Genomic DNA, 22,324 nt, shown 5'->3' with positions numbered 1-22,324 from the left:
AACTATATAGCAACAACCTTAGAGTTTTGCTCTCCTAAATTCTCTATTGATAATTTCATTGTGTCTCCAGCTTTTAAGAACTGTTGAGGCTTCATTCCCATGCCTACTCCTGGAGGAGTTCCTGTAGTAATTATATCTCCTGCTTGTAAAGACATAAATTTACTAACATAAGAAACAATAACATTAACATTAAATATCATCGTACTCGTATTTCCTGTTTGCATTCTATTGCCATTTACATCTAGGTTCATTTTAAGATTATTAATGTCTGTAATTTCATCTTTAGTAACTAAGTAAGGTCCAATTGGTCCATAAGTATCATGAGATTTCCCTTTAACCCATTGACCCATTTTTTCAATTTGCCATTCTCTTTCACTAATATCATTAACTAAACAATATCCAAGTATATGATCTTGTGCTTTATCTTCCGAAATATGTTTAGCTTCTTTACCTATAATAATTCCAAGTTCAACTTCCCAATCTAGTTTAGTTGAGCCAGATACAATTTCAATATCATCATTTGGCCCATTAATTGAACTTGTAGCCTTCATAAATGTTATTGGTTCTGATGGAACTTCAGCACCCGTTTCAGCTGCATGGTCAGAATAATTTAAACCTATCGCAACAAATTTACCTGGCTTAGTGATACAAGAACCTACTCTCTCACTTGAAGACAATTCTGGAAGTGATGATAAGTCTACATTTTGTAATTTGGATATTGTATCAAAATTGACATAGTCAGAATTTAAATCACTAACATGTGAACTGATATCTCTAATTTTACCATCTGTATCTAAGACTGCTGGTTTCTCATTTCCTTTTTGTCCTACTCTTAATAATTTCATAGTTCTCCTTATTTTTATTAATTAAATTGAAATTCCACCATCAACAGAAATTGTAGTTCCTGTTGTAAATGTTGCATCATCACTTGCTAAATAAACAGCTACAGCTGCTATTTCTTCTGCAGTTCCTAATCTTCCCATAGGCTGTCTTGCTATAAAATCTTTCTTAGCTTGAACTGGATCTGGGCTTTGATTAACTCTATCTTGCCATGAAGGTGAAAATACCGTTCCTGGTGCAATAGAATTACATCTAATGTTTTGTTTTACAAAATCTGCAGCTATTGATTTAGTTAAGCCAATTACCGCTCCTTTTGTAGTTCCATAAATAAATCTATTTGGAAACCCTTTTAAACTTGAGGCACATGACGAGACATTAATTATGCTTCCACCATTCTGCTTAACCATTAAGGGTAAAATTGTTTTACACATTTGGTACATAGATTTGACATTCACATCAAAAGAAAAGTTCCAATCTTTTTCTTCACATTCAAGAATAGATCCATGATGAACAAAACCAACTGCGTTAAATAATACATCTACTTTGTCTAAAGTTTTTGAAAATTCTAAAACTGCATCATTATCCGTTGAATCTAAAGTCTTAACTTTAATATTAGGATATTCTTTATTTAAATCAGCTAATGTTTTGTCATTTAAATCTGTTGCAGTAACATGAGCTCCTTCATTATGAAATGCTATTGCAGTTGCTTTTCCAATTCCTTGACCTGCAGCTGTTACTATAATTTTTTTACCTTCTAATCTTCTATTCATTTTTTATTTATCCTTTCAATTTCTTTGTAAAGTGAACTATGGTCTGTTTCACCATGTCCATTTTTGACAAGGCTTTTATACATTTCTTTGACTAAATTTGAAATAGGTAAATGAGTATTATAACTATTAGCACATTCTAGAATATTATTCATATCTTTTAAATGTACTGAAGTTCTTCCTTTTGGAGTAAAATCTTTTTCTATCATTCTTTTTCCATGTGTTTGAAGAATTTTACTATCTGCCCAACCACCTGACAAAGCTTTGATCATTTTATTTGGATTAGCTCCTGCTTTTTCACAAAGTGTTACTGCTTCTGCAACAGCGCCTATTGTTAAACCAACAATAATTTGATTAGCAAGTTTAGAAACTTGCCCACTAGATAATGGTCCAACTAAAGTTGGGTTACCCATTGCTTTTAAAACATCTGAAACATCATCAAAAACTTTTTGTTCTCCACCAACCATAATTGCTAAAGATGCCTCCTCTGCACCTATGGTTCCTCCTGAAACTGGAGAATCTAAATAATTTATTTTTTTAGATTTTAAATTATTTCCATGAGATATTGCTGTTGTAGGTTTAACTGAACTCATATCAATTACTGTAGCATCAACCTTTAGGTTATCTAAAAATTCCTGACTATTCATCACCGCATCAACAGAGCTATCATCTGTTAACATTGTAATAACAACATCATTATCACTCACCACTTCTTCAATAGATTTAGATATTTTTCCACCAAACTCTCTTAATGGTTCGGCCTTACTTTCAGTCCTGTTAAAAGCTTTAAGCTCATAACCTGCTTTTAATAAGTTTTTTGCCATTGGTAGACCCATTAGGCCTATCCCTATAAACCCAATCTTTTTCATCTATTTTGGTTTGAACTCGTGGAAATTTTGCGTGGTAAATTCTGGAAAGAACATCACACAAGCTAAAACAATTAATTGGATTACAATAAAAGGACCAAATCCTCTAAAAATATCTGTTAAAGATATATGTGGTGGTGTAACAGATTTTAGATAAAACGCTGCTGGACCAAATGGTGGACTTAAAAAAGAAACTTGCATATTTACACAGAATAAAATTCCAAACCATATAGGGTCAAAACCAAGTGTAAGTACTATTGGTAGAAAAACTGGCATTGCTAATAAGACAATTCCAACCCAATCCATAAATGCACCTAAAATTAAAAACATTATTTGCATCATAAAAATTAGATACATAGGTCTTAAATCATAAGCTAAGATCATTTCTGCAACGTAAGTAGGACCACCTGCAAGTGAATATGCCCCTGCTAGTACAGTTGCACCAAAAGTAATTGTTAAAATTGTTCCTGTAGCTTTAAAAGTTCTTACTAAAGCGTCTCTAAATAAAAACCATGTTAGCTCTCTTCTTCCAGTAATTATTATTAAAGTTGCAACAACACCCATGCCAGCTGCTTCTGTAATTCCTGTGATACCAGAATAAATCGAACCTAAAACTATTACAACTATTGCAATCGGTGGTAAAAGTCCTGGTAGGTATGACATCTTTTCTTTAAAAGTTAAAGCTGGTTCATCACTTAAAGGTGCTAGATGAGGCTGCAATCTTGTCCTAACAAGAATATATGAAATAATTAAACCTGAAATCATTAAACCAGGTACTATCGCTTCTTGAAATAACATCGTTATAGAAGTTTGAGTTGTTAAACCGTAAATAATTAAAACAATTGATGGTGGTATCATTGTACCTAAAGAACCTGATGCACAAATAATTCCAATAGACATGTCTTGATCATATTTTAATCTCAACATCTGGGGTAATGCAATCAATCCTAATAAAACTATTTCTCCTCCAATAATTCCACTCATCGCAGCCATGAGTGTTGCCATTATTGCCGTTACAACTCCTACTCCACCTCTAGTTTTTCTTAACCATGCATTTAATGCATCATACAAGTCTCTCGCTATGTTCGAACGTTCAAGCAAGGAGGCCATAAATATAAACAAAGGAACAGATAAAAAAGAATAAGTAACAACAAGCGAATAATATCTAGTGAGCAATATACCAAGGGCATGTTCACCAATATGTACAATCACTATAACTGCACCCATAAAACCAGATGCAAAACCAAGAGGAACTCCTATTGAGATGAGGGCTATTAGTCCAAATATAACTATTAATGAAAGTGTTCCTATATCCATTTATTTTAAATCTTTAGCTGGGTCGTATTGTTTTTCTTTTGGATTTTTCCAATCTATAATTAAATTATTTACTGACTGAACTGCAATAAGAAATACACATAACAATGTTAGTGGTTTCATAATTGCAGGAATTGGTGGATCCCAATAAGTTGCGAATCTCTCCCATGTTGTAAACGATCTATGTGCGTCTTCCCAACCTCCATAAACTACAGCAGCTGCAAATGTGACAATTACTAAGGTGCTTATTACATCAAAAACTCTTTGTGTTGGTCTTTCTACATAATCATATAGCATTACAATTCTAATGTGACTTCTCAGTCTTGTTGCATATATTCCACCAACTAAATAAATAATACCAGCAAGCCATAAAGATAGTTCATTTACCCACATCGTAGGTTTTTCCATTATATATCTCATAAAAATTTCATACATCATCACAGCCACAATAACTGGAATTAAGTATTTAATTGTATGACTTATGAATAAGGTAATTCTATCTACCCATGTTATTGGAAAATTATCTTTGCTTGCAACTTTTTCTGTTTGCTCTTGTAAAGATTTATCTAGCATAAATTTAAAATTTTAAAAAAGAAGGGCCTTTTCAGGCCCTTCAAGATTTCTTGTATTCTATAATTATAGGATACCGTTAGCTTTCATGTAAGCTTTGTGCATTTCTATAAGTTGAGCAGCCTCAGGAGATTTTGTCTTCCAAGTTTCCCAAGCTTTTAATGCAGATGCTCTGAACTTAGCTCTTTCTGATGGAGCCCAGTCATGAAGAGTAACACCTTCAGCCATTAATTGTTTAACAGCTTCAGCGTTTTTTCTCTCAACTAAGCTAGTGATAGTTCTACCAGCAATTTCTATTCCGGCTTTCATAGCACCTCTTTCGTGAGCTTTTAGCTTATTCCAAACTTTAGTATTACAAGTTAAGTGGTCAGCTGGCATAGAGTGGAAACCAGGATATGTAGCATATTTATTTTGCTCATAGTGTCCACCTGCAGTGTTAGTTGCTAGACTAGAGTAGTCAGCACCATCAATTAGACCAGTTTGTAACGCAGTAGGAACTTCACCGAAATCCATTACGATTGGTTTAGCGCCTAACTCAGCAAAGATCATACTTTCCATTCCTGGAGGCGATCTAAATTTAAAGTCTTTGATAGATGCTACATCTGGAATTGGAACACTTGAAATAAGTGATTCATGTCCAGGTATCCACCAACCAATAAGCGTCATTCCGTATTTGTTGTAAAGATTATCAACAGCATCTTGAGCTCCTGGGAACTTTAAGAAATCGTATTGTTGATAAGGAGTATCGTATCCACCCATTACATCACCTGCAAATTGAAATGCTGCATTTTTACCAGTTTGGTAACCAGCACCAGTCATATCACAGTCAATAATTCCAGTTTGTGCAGAGTTAAATACCTCAGCAGATTTTCCTGAAACTGAAGATGAATAAAACATTTCTACTTTTAAGCTTCCACCAGAAAACATTTCTACGTTTTTAGCGAATTGTGCTGCAACTTCACCATTTGGTGAATTAGCAGTAAAGTGTGTTTCAATCTTTAAAGTCTTTGCGTTAGCAGAGCCTAATAAAGTAACTGAAACAATAGCTACTGCAGCTATAGTTTTTGTTATTAATTTAAACATTATTTTCCCTCTCGGTTTGTTTATTTAAGCCAACACTAAAACACAAAGAGAAATAAAAACAAAGTAAAAAGTTATATGAATTAGAGATGTGTAAGTAAGTATAAGTATTATATATAATTTTTAAGCTTTGTTATTTAAAGCAAAATAAAATAAACGAATCAAATTAAATATTGAAAATGAAAACAACTCTGGGTTGTTTTACTTTATATAACTTCTGAAATTAGTTTCTTATTATTAAAGTACCCTATGATATTTTCTACTGCCATCATGCTCATCGCTAAGCGAGTTTCGTGTGTTGCACTTCCAACATGAGGTAAAACAAAACAATTGTCTAGTTTCATATATCTTTCATCAAGATTAGGTTCATTATTAAAAACATCTAGTCCCGCAGCATAAATTTTATTATTTTGAAGAGCATCTATTAATGCTTCATCATCAATAGTTGATCCTCTTGATGTGTTTATAACAACAGCATGCTTTGGTAATAAATTAATAGTGGTCGCATTTAATATATGTTTTGTTTCAGCTGTAGCCGGAGTATGTATGCTTACAAAATCACACTCAGGCATCATTGAATTAATATCAGAAAAATATTTTGCTCCATCTTCAAAATCTTCAGAAAGTCTACTTCTGTTATAGTAAATAATTTTCATTCCAAATGCTTTTGCACATTTTGCAACAATTCTACCAATTCTACCCATGCCAATTATACCAAGCGTTTTTCCTGTAACTGAATTTCCTACCATAAATTTTGTTAAATCAGGTTTTTGATCTTTCCATTTTCCAGATCTAACTAAATTGTAAGCCTCTCCAATCCTTCTTGAAGCAGCTAAGATTAAAAGAATAGTTGTTTCAGCAACAGCTTCATTTAATACATTTGGTGTATTCGTTATCTTAATTTGTTTACTTTCAGCAGATTTTATTGAAATATTATCATACCCTACACCAACTTGAGCAATTATTTTTAGTTTTCCATTTAGATCTTTAAAAAATTCTTCACCTATTTTATCAAATCCAGTTGAAATAAAACCATCATACTCATTTGCCAACTTTATAAGTTCGTCAGTTGGAATGGGTTCATCTTTAAGATTCAACGTTACATCAAAATCTTGATTTAATTTTGCCTCTGCACCATCTGATAATTTTCTTGTTACTAAAATTCTTGGTTTCATATTAATGTGAGTTTCTTGGTAGCCCTTTTTTGTTGGTAATATCTAAATACACACCTTTAGATTTAATACAAGCTCCATCATCTAATTGTCCAACTGTATCTCTAAATATTTCTTGCCAAGGTGTTTGGTTTTCAAGCTTAGGTAACTTTTTTTTCTTTCTACGTTTCTTAAATTCTGATTGTGAAATCAGCAGATCTACTCTTCTTTTGTTCAAATCTATCTTCATCTCATCACCAGTTTTAACAATTAATAAATCACCACCAACTGCTGACTCAGGGGAAACATGAAGTATTGATGGACTTTCTGAGGTTCCACTTTGTCTTCCATCACCTAATGTTGGAAGAGCATTTATTCCTTTCTTTAATAAATGCGCTGGGGGTTGCATATTAACCACTTCAGCTGCACCAGGGTAACCAACTGGTCCACACCCCCTTATTATCAAAATAGAATTTTCATCTATATTTAACTTTTTATTATTAATATTTTTATGATAATCTTCGGGACCTTCAAAAACTACTGCTTTACCAACAAAAGCATTCAGATGTTTGGGATTTGAAAGGTATCTTTCTCTAAAGTCCTTACTGATTACTGATGTTTTCATTATTGCGCTATCAAAAAAATTACTTTTCATAACTAAAAATCCAGCTTTTTCAGTTAAACAATCTTTAAAAGTTTTTATAACTTTATTATCAGTTTCGATTTTTCTTTTTAAATTAGTACCAACAGTCTTACCTGAGACAGTCATTATATTAGTGTGGATCTTTTTATGCTTTATTAATTCTTGCATAACAGCAGGAACTCCCCCTGCTCTATAAAAACTTTCCATTAAATATTCACCAGCTGGTTGGCAATTTACAAGTAAAGGAATTTCATGTCCTAATTTTTGCCAATTAGATAAGTCAAATTTAATTCCCATGTGTTTTGCAATTGCACTTAGGTGAGTTGTGCAGTTACTAGAGCCACCAATAGCACTTGCAACAATAACAGCATTTTCAAATGCTTTACGTGTCATAATCTTAGATGGTGTAAGATCTTCATGAACCATAGATACTATTCTTTTTCCGGTTTCATAAGAAATTTGCTCTCTTTCTTTATATGGTGCAGGTATCACAGCGCATCCTGTTAAAGACATTCCTAAAGCTTCTGCAACTGAATTCATTGATGATGCTGTTCCCATAGTATTACAATGACCTATACTTGGTGCAGATGATGCCACCATGTCCATAAATTCATCATAGTTAATTTCACCTTTAGCTAATAGTTTTCTTGCTTCCCAAACAACCATTCCTGATCCAGCCAACTTACCTTTATAAACTCCATCCAACATTGGACCTCCAGATAAAACAATTGCCGGAATATTTACTGTAGCAGCTGCCATTAATGCAGCAGGAGTTGTTTTATCACAACCAGTTGTTAAAATTACTCCATCAATTGGATAGCCATAAAGAACCTCAACTAAAGATAAGTAAGATAAATTTCTATCAAGCATTGCTGTTGGTCTTTTTCCAGTTTCTTGAATTGGGTGAGTTGGAAATTCCATTGGAATGCCTCCTGCTCTTCTAATTCCATCTTTAATTCTATTACTCAAAGATAGAAAATGTCTGTTGCATGGTGATAAATCACTACCAGATTGCGCTATACCAATAATTGGGTTACCAGACTGTAATTCTTTTCTTGTTAAACCATAATTTAGATATCTCTCAAGATATAGAGCTGTCATCTCAGGGTCTTTAGGATTATCAAACCATTGTCGGCTTCTTAAATTTTTTTTTCGCATAATTAAAATATTTTATTGGAAATACTTTTTGTTATATTACGTATAATTTACTAAACTATATTATAAAATGAAAAATAATCTAATAGTTTTAAACAAAAATGATAACGTTGCTGTCACACCATTTATAATTCCAGCTAAAACAAAAATTGAAGGCCAAAATATTTCAAGTATTGATGACATACCTTTTGGTCATAAGATTTGCTTAAAAACTGTAAATAAAGGTGATCCAGTTATCAAGTATGACCAGATTATAGGATTTGCCTCTACAAATATTAATCCTGGCGAACATGTTCACTCACATAATTTAGAGTTTAAAGATTTTGATAGAAAATTTAAAGTTATAGAAAAGAAATCAATTATAAATGAAAAAAGTGAATTATTTTTTAACGGTATAATGAGAGACAATGGTCAGGTAGCTACGAGGAACTATATAGGAATTATAAGTACAGTAAATTGTTCAGCCACTGTTACTAAGATGATTTCTGAAAAAATTAAACAAAGTAATATTTTAAAGGATTTTCCAAATATAGATGGCATAGTGCCAATAACTCACTCAACTGGATGTGGAATGAATACAGAAAGTGAAGGAATGCAAATATTTCAAAGAACAATTGATGGTTTTAAAAATCACCCAAATTTTTCACATGTATTTGTACTAGGATTAGGCTGTGAGTGTGCTCAAGTTGATATATTTAAAGATAATGTAAAACAGCATGATCGTATTCACTTTTTAACAATACAGGATGAGGGTGGAACAAAAAAAATTGTTGATAAAGTTTTAAGTGAAATCAAAAATCTATTGGTTGTTTCAAATAATATAAAAAGAGAACCTTTATCAGTTAATAATATAACTTTAGCACTACAATGTGGAGGGTCTGATGGTTACTCTGGAATTTCGGCAAATCCTGCTTTGGGAGTTGCGGCTGATATGCTAGTTAAGCAAGGGGGTAGTTCTATTTTATCAGAAACACCAGAAATTTATGGTGCAGAACATTTATTGATTAATAGGGCAAATAAACAAGAAACGGCAGATAAACTAATAGCTAAAATTAAATGGTGGCAACACTACACATCTATAAATAATAGCTCTATGGACAATAATCCAGCACCAGGAAATAAAAAAGGTGGACTAACTACAATTCTTGAAAAATCATTAGGTGCGGTTGCTAAAGGTGGAAATTCTATTTTAGAAGATGTTTTAAGTTACGCTGAACCCTTAAAAAACAAAGGATTTAATTTTATGGATTCGCCAGGATACGATCCTGTTTCTGTAACAGGTCAAGTGGCATCTGGTGCAAATGTAATATGTTTCACAACTGGACGAGGTTCTTGTTTTGGGTGTAAGCCTGCGCCTAGTTTAAAGCTATCAACTAACACCACTATGTATGAGAAGATGATTGAAGACATGGATATTAATTGCGGGACAATTATAGAAGGTAAAGAAGAAATAGAAGAAGTTGGAAAAAAAATTTTTGAACTAGTGATTACTACTGCCTCTGGTAGTCCTACCAAAAGTGAGCTTAATGGCTATGGTGATGAAGAGTTTAACCCTTGGCAAGTTGGCGTGGTAATGTAAATATTTTTTATAAAAATATTTACTCTTTACTCAACTAATGACACAAAATAAAAAAGCCCCTCTATTAAAGATAGTTTTATTAGCCTCTACAGGATTTTTTATGTTTGTGTGTATGGATTCACTAGCAAAATTTTTGGGTAGTGTTATGCCGGTTACACAGGCTGTATGGGGGAGGTTTTTCTTTCATTTTATAGCTATGGGAGTTTATTTTTTAATCTTTAGGCCAAAGATAAACTTAACAAAAAATTTTAAAATTCAAATATTAAGATCAATATTGATGGTTACTGCTACTTTTTTTATGTTCAATTCACTTCAAAGATTTGACTTAGTGGATATTTATGTAGTCTTTTTTTCAGCACCATTAATAGTAGCCATTTTATCAGCATACTTTTTAAAAGATGTACTCAGCTATAAGGGATTTTTTTTAATGATTTTAAGTTTTGGGTCAATAATTTATTCTCTTGGACCAAGTATGAAAGTGCTTTCTCCAGAATTAATTTTTCCTTTAGTACCTCCAATATGTTGGGCTCTATACCAATTTTTTACTAAAGTTATCTCAAAAAACAACGATCCATTTGCTTCAGTATTTTATACGGCAATTACTGGAACTATTATTTTTTCAATTTATATTTTTTTTAATTGGGTTCCTTTAGAAAAAAATATTTATTGGATACCTTTAATGGTGATGGGTCTATCTGGATTTGTAAGTCATTTTATATTAATCCAAGCAATCCAGCTTTCTAATTTATCTTTTGTAACAAACTTTCAATATTCTCAATTACTTTGGTCCACAATAATTAATTTTTTAATTTTTGGTGTTCCATTCGATGTGAATAAAATTTTCGGTGTAATTGGAATTATAGTATTTGGTATATTGTTTATTAAAACTGAAGGTAAAAAAAATAATTAAATATTATTGTACTTTAAATTTTAATTTTTTTACCTGTTTTAACACTCTTTAATATTGCATCAAAAATTTTTAATGAGTTTAGACCGTCATTACCATTAACTTTTGGTTTGATTTTTTTAGATACTACATCACAAAAATGATCAATTTGATTTATTAAAGTATTACTGTCTGATTTAATATTATATTTTTTTTCAAAAATATTCTTCCACCAACTTCTTTCAGATTTATAATGCCATGAATTTAAATTTGGAAATTGAAGAGAACCCTTGGTTCCACCTATAAAATAAGCTGATTGGTTAGTTTTAGGATATGCTGGATTTTCTCCTGCTGTTAACTCGTAGCTCCATGGTGCTACAATAGTATCTGAGATATTTAGTGTGCATAGTGCACCAGATTTTAAAACTAGGTTAATGGTTGCTGTATCTTCCACTTTAAATTTACGAACAGAATTAGACGTAAAGGCTTGAACAAATTTAATAGATCCAAGTAAATAACAAATTAAATCAATGTCGTGAACTAGATTAATTCCTAATGGACCTCCTCCTTTTTTTATTCTCCATTTTTCATTGAAATATTCTTTATGCTTATAAAGCCAACACATAATATTAGCTGAAACCACTTTACCTAATTTACCAGATTCTATTTCTTGTTTTACCTTTGTAACAATTGAATTATGTCTTCTGTGATATCCAATTAAAAGAGGGGTTTTATATGTTTTTGAACTATCTATAATTTTTTCGGCTGAGGCAAGATTATCAGAAATAGGTTTTTCCAAAAGAACTGGGATCTTTGACTTTAAAAAATTAATTGTGTGAATTTTATGCAGTTGAGTTGGTGTTGCAACAATTACAGCATCCGGTTTATTTTTGTTTAACAATTCTTTACAATTTTTAAATACGGGTATATTAAATTTTTTTGATAAAGATAATGCGTCTTTATTAATATCTACTATTGAATGTAGAGAGGCTTTTTTAGATTTATTTATAGCTTTAATGTGCTGTAAACCCATCAAACCCGTGCCTATAACAGAAATTTTTATTTTCCTAATCACAGCGAACTATTATTAAGTTATTCCACCATCTACAATAAAATTCTGTTTTGTGCATCCTGATGATTGATCTGATGACAGAAATAAAATCATTCTTGCAACATCAGCAGGTTTAAGCTGACGTTTTAGAGCCTGTTTTTCTAAAATTAATTTCTTATATTTGGGTGTCAACCAATGTTTGATTTGTCTTTCAGTAGCAATTGATCCAGGCGTAACTGAATTAACTCTAATATTATATTTACCAAATTCCTGTGCAAATGATCTTGTTAAGCCCATAACAGCTGATTTTGCCGTTTCATAGACAACTTTATCACCCTCGCCCAACATCCAGGAAACAGAACTTAAATTTACAATAGAACCACCTTTATTTTTTATCATACTCTTTACAACAGATTGAGATGCAAAAAAATAATGTTTTAAATTTATAGCCATTCTGTTTTCCCAATATTTTTCATTAACCTGTTCGGTAGTGTGTCTATTGTCATTAGCCGCACTGTTAATCAAAATATCTATTGGTCCTTTAGTTGAGATAATTTTTTTAATTATGTTTTGTAGTTTCTTAATATTTAAAATATTGCATTCAATAAAATTTGGTGCTTTAAATTTTTTCTTTTTAATTTCTTTTAATAATTTGTTTGATTCTTTAATATCTATATCAATAAAAAAAACTTCTGCTCCTTGTTCACAAAAATGTTCAACAATGGATGCTCCAATACCAGAGCCTCCTCCAGTAACAAAAACAATTTTATTTTTTAAATCGTCATAAATAGCTGTCATTTTATATCCTTTTTTTTGACTGTTTATCAAATAAAGAAATTTGAGATGTATCAATATTTAATTTTAAATCTTTATTTATTTCTATATCGAATGTGGAAGAAAATTTACCCAGAACCTGTTGACCTAAATAATCAAATGTTACTATTTGCTCATGACCTGTATATTCTAATAGCTCTGATTTTAAACTGATCTCAAAACAATCAGGATTAATTTTTTCAAAATAAATATGTTCTGGTCTAATTCCTAAATAAGCTGATACTTCATTACCATCAAATTTACTTTTAAAAGAATAATTTCCAACTGGTATTTTAACACTATCATTTGAACCATTTGGCATAAAAACAATATCATTGTTATCTTTTGTTAACTTACCTTCAACCAAATTCATTGATGGAGATCCAATAAAATCTGCAACAAAAATACTTTCTGGTTTATTGTAAATATTTTTAGGAGTATCACATTGTTGGATTAAACCATGATCCATGATAGCAATATTTGTACCTAAACTCATTGCCTCTGTTTGATCATGAGTAACATAAACTATTGTAGTTCCAAGTGTTTGATGCAGTTTTTTAATTTCTCTTCTCATTTCAACTCTTAATTTCGCGTCAAGATTTGATAACGGTTCATCAAATAGAAAAATTTTAGGATCTCTTACTAATGCCCTACCCATTGCAACACGTTGACGTTGACCACCAGATAATTGAGATGGTTTTCTGTCTAATAGTTGAGTTATTTGTAATAAATTAGAAACATCATCTAATGCTTTTGCTATTTTTTCTTTTGGGGTTTTTCTTTGCTCTAAACCAAATGTTACATTCTTTCTAACAGTCATTGCTGGATAAAGAGCATAAGACTGAAATACTAAAGCAATATCTCTGTCACTTGGCTCCATATTATTCACAATATGATTGTCTATTAAAATATCCCCACTATTAGAGGTTTCTAGACCAGCAATAGTGTTTAATAATGTAGATTTTCCACAGCCAGATGGTCCTAAGAGCACAAGAAATTCACCATGTTTAATATCTAGGTTAATTCCTTTTAAAACTTCCGTTTTTCCAAAATTTTTATTTATGTCATTAATTTTTAAAGTTGCCATATTATCCTTTCACTGATCCAGCTGTTAGTCCTTTGATAAAATAATTTCCAGCAAGAATATAAACTATTAATGTCGGAATTCCCGTAATGATTGCTGCCGCCATATCTACGTTGTATCTTTTAACAGCCGTGCCTGTTAAAACCAAGTTATTAAGAGCAACTTGAATTGGTGCAGATTCACCAAATGAAAAAGTAGCACCAAATAAAAAATCATTCCACACTTGAGTAAATTGCCAAATAACAGTTACAACTATTATTGGTATAGAAATTGGTAAAATGATTTTAAAAAATATTTTAAAAAAACCAGCACCATCTATTCTTGCGGCTCTTACCATTTCATCTGAAATTGATACATAGTAATTTCTACAAAATAAAGTTGTAAAACAAATTCCATAAACAACATGAACTAGTATTAGTCCATTTATTGAATTTGAAATTCCAAGAACACCCAATGTTCTAGCCATCGGTAACAAAATTGCCTGGTATGGAATAAATGTGCCAAATAAAAATAATAGAAAGACATATGAATCTCCTTTAAATCTCCATTTTGTTAAAGCATAACCGTTAATAGCACCAAGTAGAGTTGATATAACAACAGCAGGGACTACTAGTTTTATTGAGTTCCAAAAATAAGGTTTAAGAAAAACATCTCCCCCTGTATAACCTGTTCCATCCCAGGCTTGTTTCCAAGCATCAAATTTTAAAGAACTAGGTAATGAAAATAAATTTCCTTGTCTAATTTCAGGCATTGTTTTAAATGAAGTTACAATCATAACATAAAGTGGAGTTAAATAATAAATGACAAAAACTCCTAATATAAAATATAAAATCCATCTATAGATTGTATTTTTTCTTTTAGAATTTGCTTCTAATTTGTTTAGTTTTAAAGTTTCTTTATCTTGCATCTTCCCTCTTCAGTTCTGAATATAAATACGGCACAACAATTGCTGATACTGTTAAAAACATCATGATAGCACTTGCTGATGCTAAACCAACTTCACTTCTATGAAATGCCATAGTCGTCATAAATACTGCTGGCATATCTGATGAAATTCCTGGCCCACCTGATGTTAGCGCTATAATCAAATCATAACTCTTAATTGATAAGTGAACCAGAATTACTATTGCACTCATAAAAACTGGTCGCATCATTGGAAGAATAATTTTACTGTAAATTGAAAATATTCCTGCACCATCAATTTTCGCAGCTTTAATAATTTCATCATCAACCGATCTTAGACCCGCTAAAAAAATTGCCATTATAAATCCAGATGATTGCCACACACCAGCTATTACTATTGTGTATATTGACATCTCAGGTGTCACCAACCAATCAAATTTAAAGGTCTCAAAACCCATATCGTGCGCAAATTTTTCAATGCCTAGTGTTGGATTTAGAACCCATTTCCAAGCAGTCCCCGTTACAATAAATGATAAAGCCATAGGGTATAAATAAATTGTTCTTAAAAAACCTTCAGCTCTAATCTTTTGATCAAGTAAAATTGAAAGAAGAATTCCAATGGCAATGCATAGAATAATAAATAAAACTGTAAATATAAGTAAATTTTCTACTGCTACGTGCCATCTTGGCATTTTCCACAGTCTGATATACTGGTCTATTCCCCAAAGTTCATATCTTGGCAACATCTTGGACTTAGTAAAAGAGATGTATATCGTCCAAAAAATGAAGCCATAGACAAACCATGACAAAATTCCAAGTGATGGAGTTAAAACTAATTTAGGTAAATTTTTTTTTAACCAAAACATATTTTATAATTAAGTCTGCGCTATCATTTTCATGACAGCGCAAATCTTAATATACTTTTTTTATTAAAGTGAAGCCTTAACTGCTGCTGCTAATTTTTTTGCAGCGTCAGACGAAGACATTGTTGAGTTGAAATGCTCAGTAACCACATCTTGAATTGCACCTTTTTGTGCAAGTTTTAATGCCATACCGTGAGCAAAACTTGGTAGTAATCCACCTTTAGAAGCAGCAGTTTTTAAGTCTGCGTTTGATTTTTTAGCACACATATCAAACTCATCCATAGAAACGTCTAATCTTGCAGGTATCGAACCTTTATAGATGTTGAAAACTTTTTGGAAGTTTTTTCCCATCATTAAGCTAGCAAGTAGTTTTTGACCTTCAGCTTTTTCTTTACCTTTTACTTTGAAGAAAATAAATGAATCTACATTGTAAAGATATCCATTATCAGATGGAGTTGGTGCACAGATATAATCTTTTCCTGGCGCCTGGTTGTTAGCAGAAAACTCACCTTTTGCCCAGTCACCCATGATTTGAAAAGCAGCTTTGCCTTCCATTACCATACCAGTAGCTATGTTCCAGTCTCTTCCTGGAGAACCAGCATCTGTGTAACCTTTAAGTTTTCTCATTTGGTCAAAAACTTTAGCCATAGTTGATCCACCTAAAGTAGCAGGATCTAATTCTACAAAAGCTTTTCTGTAAAAATCATTTCCACCAATACCAAGAGCTACAGCTTCAAATACTGTTGCATCTTGCCAAGGCTGACTACCATGAGCTAAAGGAATAATTCCTTTTGCTTGTAGTTTATCTGCTGCAGCATTAAACTCTGCCCAAGTAGAGGGCATTTTAATACCATTTGAATCTAAAACTTTTTTATTAGCCCAGATCCAGTCGATTCTGTGAATGTTTACAGGCGCAGCACAATATGCTTTACCATCATCACATTTCATATGACTTGCAACTTGTTCACTTAAAAGATTGTCCCAACCTTCTTTTTGTGCAACAGCATCGATATTGTAAGGTCCAACCACTCCTTCTTCATCATACTCTTGAATTGTAGGACCTTTAATTTGTGCAGCTGCAGGGGCATCGTTAGCAACTATTCTGGCTTTTAGTGTTTGCATTGCTGCATCTCCACCACCACCAGAAACAGGCATATCTAACCATATTCCACCTTGTGCAGCAAAATCATCTTGTAATACTTTTAAAGCTTTTGCTTCACCACCACCAGTCCACCAGTGCAATACCTCAGCTTTAGGTGCTGCAAATGAAACGCTTGGAGTAAGAGCTAGAGCTATTAAAGCAACTAACAGTTTTTTCATTTTCATTTTATTCCCTCTCATTTGTTAATAGAAAATTAATCGGTTTGATTAATTTTTAAAAATGAACTCTATTAAAAAAAAAAATTTATTAAAACATAAAAGAACATCGCACAACCTTAGGTTGATCTATATTTTTATCTAATTAAACGTTATTTTATGTGGGAAAAAAAAATTATTAAATATTAATAATCTATTTATAAGTGAACTAAATTAATAACTTGATTTTCTACCTAATCTTGCTGCACCACGCACACCACTTGCGTCTCCAAACTTAGGTTTTAAAAATACACCCTCATATTCTTTTCCTATAACATATTTCTTGGTTATATTTTCTACTTCATCAAGGAAATCAATTTCATTAGTAACACCTCCACCAAATATAAAAACATCTGGATCAAGAATATTGACTATAGTTGCTAAAGACATTGCAAGGTTAACCTTGAATTCATCTATCATTTTTTCTGCATCTAGTTCGTGTCTTCTATAAAGTTCAAATATTTCATTTGATTTTAAATTTTTATTATACTTTTTGTTAAATCTTTTAGCTAAACCTAGTCCTGAAACAAAACTTTCAATCTCTACTTCTCTTAAGTTTGATGTTTTGAGTTCTTCTTTTTGGGCAGCCATATATGGTAACTGATTGTGCCCCCATTCCCCTGCAACCCCATTAGGTCCTGAAACAATTTGCTTATCAATAGCTAGTCCACCTCCAGCTCCTGATCCTAGAATTATCCCATAAACAATTTTATAATGTTTGCCTGCTCCATCAATTGCTTCTGACAATGCAAAACAGTTTGCATCATTTTCACAAAAAACCTCTCTATTCAAAGTTGCTCTTAGATCCTTTTGAAAAGGTTTTTTTTCAATCCAAACACAATTAGGTGCATTTTTAACTAATCCTGTTTGTGGTGAATGAACACCTGGATGACAAACTCCTATCGGAAATAAATGGTTATGTTTTTTTTCTAGCTCAGCAACAACATCTTTAATTGTTTTAATTATTGTTTTGTAGTCTTTTGGGCAATCTCGTCTACTTCTGTCAACTTCTTCACCGTTATCTTTTAAAATAACACTTTCTATTTTTGTTGCACCAACATCAAATCCAATTTGCATGACTTAATATGTTGCTCTTCCACCACTTAAATCAAAAACTGCAGCAGTTGAAAAAGAATTTTCTTCTGCAGCCAACCAAGTAACTAATGATGCTAATTCATCAACCTTAGCAAATCTATTTCTTGGAATTTTAGAAAGCATATAATTTATGTGCTCTTCGGTCATTTGATCAAAAATTCTAGTTTTAGCAGCAGCAGGAGTTACTGCATTAACTGCAATATTTTTATCCGCTAATTCTTTCCCCAAAGATTTTGTAAGCCCTATAACTCCTGCTTTTGCAGTACTATATGCACTAGCATTTGGGTTTCCCTCTTTTCCTGCAATGGATGCAATATTTACTATTCTTCCGTAGTTATTTTTAATCATGTGAGGTGCTATTGCTTTACAGCAATAAAAAACTGCATTTAAATCTAAATTCATTACTTTTAACCATTCATCATTTGGATAATTCCATACTTGGGTATTTTTACCTGCCATACCTGCATTATTTACAAAGATATCTATATTTTTTTCTTTAGTGCTTTGTTCTATATTTTTTGTTATGTCATCAAAATTAGTGACATCCACTATTTGATGGCTACATTTTTCTGATGAAAGTTCTTTTAAAGCTTCATCAATAGCCTTCTTGTCAATATCCCAAATTATAACTTCAGCACCCGACTCTAGAAACCTTTTTGTAATAGCATACCCAAAACCCTGCGCACCACCAGTGACTATCGCTCTTCTGCCTTTTAAATTATAATCATTCATATGTTGACCTTCTATCTTAGTTTTTTATTAAAATTTTAGAAAATGTAAAGTAATCATTAGATAATTTTCAAAATTAATGAGAGCTAGATTGAAGCCACAAATTAATTCCACCGTCTTTAGCTTTTTTGTTAATTGATGACAATTCCTTTTTTGAAAAATTTAAATTTTTTAAACTTTCCACATTTTCTTTTAATTGTTTTAAATTTCTCACACCAATTAAAGCAGAAGTCACTGCTTTATTATTTAATGTCCATGCAAGAGCCATTTGAGATAAAGATTGGCCTCTTTTTTTTGCAATTAAATTTAATTCATTAATCATTTTAATATTTTTTTTTGTAATTAAATTTTTATCCAGTGATGTAATTTTTTGATTTGCTCTAGAGATTTTTGGTATACCTTTTAGATATTTTTCGGAAAGCATTCCTTGAGCTAAAGGTGAAAATGCAATGCAACCAATTCCTTTTTTTAAAAGTGTTTTGGTTAAGTCTTTTTCAATCCATCTGTTTATTAATGAATATGATGGTTGATGAATTAGAATTTTTATATTTCGTGATTTTAAAATTTCAAACATTTGATTAGTTTTTTTTGAAGAATAAGAGGAAACACCTATGTATTGAGCTTTTCCAGATCTATAAATACTTTCAAGTGCATCTGCCGTTTCTTCAAGTGGCGTGTTAGGATCAAATCTATGTGAGTAAAAAATATCAACATAATCTACACACATTCTTTTTAGACTTTGATCACAACTTGCAATTATATGTTTTTTAGATCCCCATTCTCCGTAAGGTCCTTCCCACATGTCATAACCAGCTTTTGAAGAAATAATAAGCTCATCTCTATACTTCTTTAGATCACCTTTCATCACTTTACCAAAGTTTGTCTCTGCACTTCCGTATGGTGGTCCATAATTATTTGCTAAATCAAAATGAGTAATTCCTAAATCAAAGGCTTTAAATAAAACTTTTTTAGACTCTGGATTAATAATTTTTCCACCAAAATTATGCCAAAGACCTAAGCTGATTAATGGTAGTTTAAGACCACTGTTTCCACAATTTCTGTATTTCATTTTCTTGTATCTACTTGATGGTGCTAAATAAGTCATTAATAACTCTCCACTTCTTCTATGGTTGGCATAGCATTTGCAGCACCTACTTTTGTAGTTGAAATACCACCAACCTTGTTAGCAAAAACTAATGCATCTTTATAACTATAATCTTTTGATAAAGCGACACTTAGGGCGCCGTTAAAAGCATCACCCGCGCCTGTTGTATCCACAACATCGCTTTTTAATTTAAGCGCATCTATAAAATAACTTTCTTTAGAATTTGCAAAGTAAACCCCTTTTGAACCAAGAGTTATAATAATATTTTTAACTCCTTTGTCTAAAAATTCATTCCCTGCATCTTTAATGTCTTGGTCAGATTCAATTTTTTTATTAAGATAAAATTCTGTTTCAGTTTCATTGGGTGTAAAAAAATCTATTAACAAAAAATCTTCTTTGTTTATTGATCTTGCTGGTGCAGGATTAAGTATTGTTATGCATCCCTCTTCCTTTGCTTTTTGTAAAGCATACATAGTAGTTCCTTGAGGGGTTTCTAATTGTGTTAAAAATATTTTAGACTTTTTTATAATTTCTAAATTTTTATTAATATCTTTTTTTTCTAAATGACCTGCAGCACCAGACACTATATTAATTGCATTATGACCATTTTCATCAATCATGATTGCAGCTACACCAGTTGAAAGATTAGGATCTTGTATTACACCATCGATATTAACACCTGACTGCGAATATAAATCAAGTGCCATAGTTGCATAGCTATCTTTTCCTAATTTGGTAATAAAATTTACTTTGCCATTTAATCTTGCTGCTGCAATTGCTTGATTTGACCCTTTACCACCAGGCCCCACTATATGCTTGTTACCTAAAATTGTTTCACCTCTAGCAGGAATGCTTTTACCAAAAAAACATAGATCGGCTACAAATACTCCAAAAATACATATTGAACTCATTACTTATCAAGAACCCAAACATTGCCATCTGGTTTAATAACTCCTTTTGTCATAACAAAACAACCAAAAGGTCTAGCATCTGTTGTTGTAACTATTGTATATGCAGTTTTTGCCTCTTTATAAAAATCTTGTCTTTCAATTGAACCAACTGACCAATTGGGTCCTGAAATTTCTTTAACCACTTTAATAAATTCCTTATGAGCATCTGTTAATTCATTAGGTTGTTCATCAACTTCCATTCTGCTTACTGCACTTTTACCTTGAGAAACTACAAAGCTATCTAATGGAAAGACGGAAAGTATTGCTTTTGCAGCATCTTTAATATTAACACCATCTAATCGAACCACATTTTCATTCATTGAGTGTGCTGGGAAATTTGCATCTGCTAAAACAAGCTTATCTCCATGGCCCATTGAACATAAAGTAAATAAAAGTTCTGGGCTTAATATTGGATCAATTTTAATTAACATAAAAATATTATATTACATAAAAAAAAAGGGTGGAATAAAAATCCCACCCTTTAATCTTAAAATTTAGTCTAAAGACTATTTGAAGTCGTTAGCATTTTCTGTAGTAACTAATTGAGTTCCAGTATCAATATTTAAATCAATTTTTTCACCATTAGCTAAAGCAAGTGCATACTTAACACCGTAAGCACCCATGTTATATGAAAACTGAGCAATTGTTGCAGTCATGTCACCAGCTAAAATACTTTTAGCAGCGTCAGGAGTTGCATCAAAACCTACAACTGTAACACCTTTCATTCCAGCATCTTTAAGAGCTTGAATCGCACCTAACGCCATATTGTCGTTAGATCCAAAGATTGCTTTGATGTTAGGGTTTTTTACAAGAATAGACTCTGTAACTGATCTTGCTTTTGCAGTATCCCATTCAGCAGTTTGTGTAGCTACAAGGTTTAAACCACAGTCTTTAAACCCTTTAATTGCACCATCTCTTCTAAGAAGAGCAGTTGATTGAGATTCAACACCAGTTAAAATTGCAACGTCAGAACCTTTTGCAGTTTTATCACAAATAAATTTAGCAGCTAATTCTGCACCATTTTTATTATTTGTTCCGATAAAAGTTACACCTTTATTAATTCCTTGCGTGTCAACAAATACAACTGGAACTCCACTTTTGATTGCGTCATCAACAATTGGACCAAAGGCATTTGGATCACCAGGTGCAAGTGCTATTGCATCAACACCTTTTGCGATTTGATCTTCTACTTGGTTAATTTGTGCTTGAACGTCACCTTCTTGGGGTGGTGCTATAAGAACCAATTTAACACCTAATTTTTTTGCTTCATCCTTAGCTCCTTTTTCAACAGAAGCCCAAAAAGGGTTTCCTGATCCTGGACCTTTAATACTAAACAAAATAGTTTTTTCAGCAAATGAACTTACTGACGTTATGCTTAGAATAAGAAAAACAGATGTAATTAATACACCAATTTTTTTAATTAAATTATTCATATTATTTCCCTCTATATTATTATTATTATTAGTTTTTAAAAAACTAAGTGAATATTATTTTAAAAAGGAAAACAACTTTATTTTTTCTTAA

Annotated in this window: 22 protein-coding genes; 2 read left to right on the top strand and 20 right to left on the bottom strand. The window is 31.9% G+C overall.

Annotated elements, in window-relative coordinates; genetic code table 11:
- Positions 1 to 2 precede the first annotated feature (2 nt).
- The 8 genes from ABXT48_RS02030 to ABXT48_RS01995 all read right to left on the bottom strand — a co-directional run bounded on the left by ABXT48_RS02030 (position 3) and on the right by ABXT48_RS01995 (position 8,389).
- Complete coding sequence (locus tag ABXT48_RS02030) at positions 3 to 845, bottom strand: fumarylacetoacetate hydrolase family protein (protein ID WP_415286821.1); 843 nt, start codon at positions 843 to 845, stop codon at positions 3 to 5.
- Between the two features lie 21 nt (positions 846 to 866).
- Entirely contained in the window at positions 867 to 1,610 is a 744-nt protein-coding gene (locus ABXT48_RS02025; protein ID WP_415286820.1) for an SDR family oxidoreductase, read from the bottom strand.
- Entirely contained in the window at positions 1,607 to 2,476 is an 870-nt protein-coding gene (locus ABXT48_RS02020; RefSeq protein ID WP_415286819.1) for an NAD(P)-dependent oxidoreductase, read from the bottom strand. Before ABXT48_RS02020 ends, ABXT48_RS02025 begins: the two co-directional genes overlap by 4 nt.
- Positions 2,477 to 3,790, bottom strand: a complete 1,314-nt coding sequence (locus ABXT48_RS02015; protein ID WP_415278805.1) for a TRAP transporter large permease — start codon at positions 3,788 to 3,790, stop codon at positions 2,477 to 2,479. It lies immediately after the preceding gene.
- Complete coding sequence (locus tag ABXT48_RS02010) at positions 3,791 to 4,360, bottom strand: TRAP transporter small permease subunit (RefSeq protein WP_415286818.1); 570 nt, start codon at positions 4,358 to 4,360, stop codon at positions 3,791 to 3,793.
- 63 nt (positions 4,361 to 4,423) lie between these two features.
- Positions 4,424 to 5,440, bottom strand: a complete 1,017-nt coding sequence (gene dctP, locus ABXT48_RS02005) for a TRAP transporter substrate-binding protein DctP (protein WP_415286817.1) — start codon at positions 5,438 to 5,440, stop codon at positions 4,424 to 4,426.
- 203 nt (positions 5,441 to 5,643) lie between these two features.
- Complete coding sequence (locus ABXT48_RS02000; protein WP_415286816.1) at positions 5,644 to 6,612, bottom strand: 2-hydroxyacid dehydrogenase; 969 nt, start codon at positions 6,610 to 6,612, stop codon at positions 5,644 to 5,646.
- Position 6,613: 1 nt separating this feature from the next.
- Entirely contained in the window at positions 6,614 to 8,389 is a 1,776-nt protein-coding gene (locus ABXT48_RS01995; RefSeq protein ID WP_415286815.1) for an IlvD/Edd family dehydratase, read from the bottom strand.
- A 67-nt stretch (positions 8,390 to 8,456) separates the two neighbouring features.
- On the opposite strand from ABXT48_RS01995, the gene ABXT48_RS01990 reads away from it, so the two are divergent.
- Complete coding sequence (locus tag ABXT48_RS01990; protein WP_415286814.1) at positions 8,457 to 9,965, top strand: UxaA family hydrolase; 1,509 nt, start codon at positions 8,457 to 8,459, stop codon at positions 9,963 to 9,965.
- A 37-nt stretch (positions 9,966 to 10,002) separates the two neighbouring features.
- A complete protein-coding gene (locus ABXT48_RS01985) occupies positions 10,003 to 10,875 on the top strand; it encodes a DMT family transporter (protein ID WP_415286813.1) in 873 nt (290 codons plus the stop codon).
- A 13-nt stretch (positions 10,876 to 10,888) separates the two neighbouring features.
- On the opposite strand, the gene ABXT48_RS01980 is transcribed toward ABXT48_RS01985, so the two are convergent.
- From ABXT48_RS01980 to ABXT48_RS01925, 12 genes are all read right to left on the bottom strand, one after another.
- Positions 10,889 to 11,926 (bottom strand): Gfo/Idh/MocA family protein, encoded by a 1,038-nt coding sequence (locus ABXT48_RS01980; RefSeq protein ID WP_415286812.1) that lies wholly within the window; start codon positions 11,924 to 11,926, stop codon positions 10,889 to 10,891.
- Between the two features lie 12 nt (positions 11,927 to 11,938).
- On the bottom strand, positions 11,939 to 12,700 hold the full coding sequence (locus ABXT48_RS01975; RefSeq protein ID WP_415303104.1) for an SDR family NAD(P)-dependent oxidoreductase: 762 nt from the start codon (positions 12,698 to 12,700) through the stop codon (positions 11,939 to 11,941).
- A gap of 1 nt (position 12,701) precedes the next feature.
- Positions 12,702 to 13,802, bottom strand: a complete 1,101-nt coding sequence (locus tag ABXT48_RS01970; RefSeq protein WP_415286810.1) for an ABC transporter ATP-binding protein — start codon at positions 13,800 to 13,802, stop codon at positions 12,702 to 12,704.
- A gap of 1 nt (position 13,803) precedes the next feature.
- Positions 13,804 to 14,706, bottom strand: a complete 903-nt coding sequence (locus ABXT48_RS01965; RefSeq protein ID WP_415286809.1) for a carbohydrate ABC transporter permease — start codon at positions 14,704 to 14,706, stop codon at positions 13,804 to 13,806.
- Positions 14,696 to 15,568, bottom strand: a complete 873-nt coding sequence (locus ABXT48_RS01960) for a carbohydrate ABC transporter permease (RefSeq protein ID WP_415286808.1) — start codon at positions 15,566 to 15,568, stop codon at positions 14,696 to 14,698. The genes ABXT48_RS01965 and ABXT48_RS01960 overlap by 11 nt, the downstream gene beginning before the upstream one ends.
- 63 nt (positions 15,569 to 15,631) lie before the next feature.
- Positions 15,632 to 16,891: an ABC transporter substrate-binding protein gene (locus ABXT48_RS01955; RefSeq protein ID WP_415303102.1), complete on the bottom strand. Its 1,260-nt coding sequence runs from the start codon at positions 16,889 to 16,891 to the stop codon at positions 15,632 to 15,634.
- A 204-nt stretch (positions 16,892 to 17,095) separates the two neighbouring features.
- Positions 17,096 to 17,998, bottom strand: a complete 903-nt coding sequence (locus ABXT48_RS01950; RefSeq protein ID WP_415303100.1) for an ROK family protein — start codon at positions 17,996 to 17,998, stop codon at positions 17,096 to 17,098.
- Between the two features lie 3 nt (positions 17,999 to 18,001).
- The gene (locus ABXT48_RS01945; protein WP_415286805.1) at positions 18,002 to 18,748 is read right to left on the bottom strand and encodes an SDR family NAD(P)-dependent oxidoreductase; all 747 of its coding nucleotides are present in this window, start codon (positions 18,746 to 18,748) and stop codon (positions 18,002 to 18,004) included.
- Positions 18,749 to 18,821: 73 nt separating this feature from the next.
- Complete coding sequence (gene mgrA / locus ABXT48_RS01940) at positions 18,822 to 19,850, bottom strand: L-glyceraldehyde 3-phosphate reductase (RefSeq protein WP_415303098.1); 1,029 nt, start codon at positions 19,848 to 19,850, stop codon at positions 18,822 to 18,824.
- Complete coding sequence (gene rbsK, locus ABXT48_RS01935; protein ID WP_415303097.1) at positions 19,850 to 20,761, bottom strand: ribokinase; 912 nt, start codon at positions 20,759 to 20,761, stop codon at positions 19,850 to 19,852. The genes mgrA and rbsK overlap by 1 nt, the downstream gene beginning before the upstream one ends.
- Entirely contained in the window at positions 20,761 to 21,231 is a 471-nt protein-coding gene (locus ABXT48_RS01930; RefSeq protein ID WP_415286802.1) for an RbsD/FucU family protein, read from the bottom strand. Before ABXT48_RS01930 ends, rbsK begins: the two co-directional genes overlap by 1 nt.
- 75 nt (positions 21,232 to 21,306) lie before the next feature.
- Positions 21,307 to 22,233 (bottom strand): sugar ABC transporter substrate-binding protein, encoded by a 927-nt coding sequence (locus tag ABXT48_RS01925; RefSeq protein ID WP_415303095.1) that lies wholly within the window; start codon positions 22,231 to 22,233, stop codon positions 21,307 to 21,309.
- Between the last annotated feature and the right edge of the window lie 91 nt (positions 22,234 to 22,324).

The organism is Candidatus Pelagibacter sp. Uisw_101 (assembly GCF_047727615.1).
GTDB lineage: Bacteria > Pseudomonadota > Alphaproteobacteria > Pelagibacterales > Pelagibacteraceae > Pelagibacter.
Note: the sequence above shows the minus strand (reverse complement) of the source record. Positions and strands in the feature narration are given on the sequence as shown.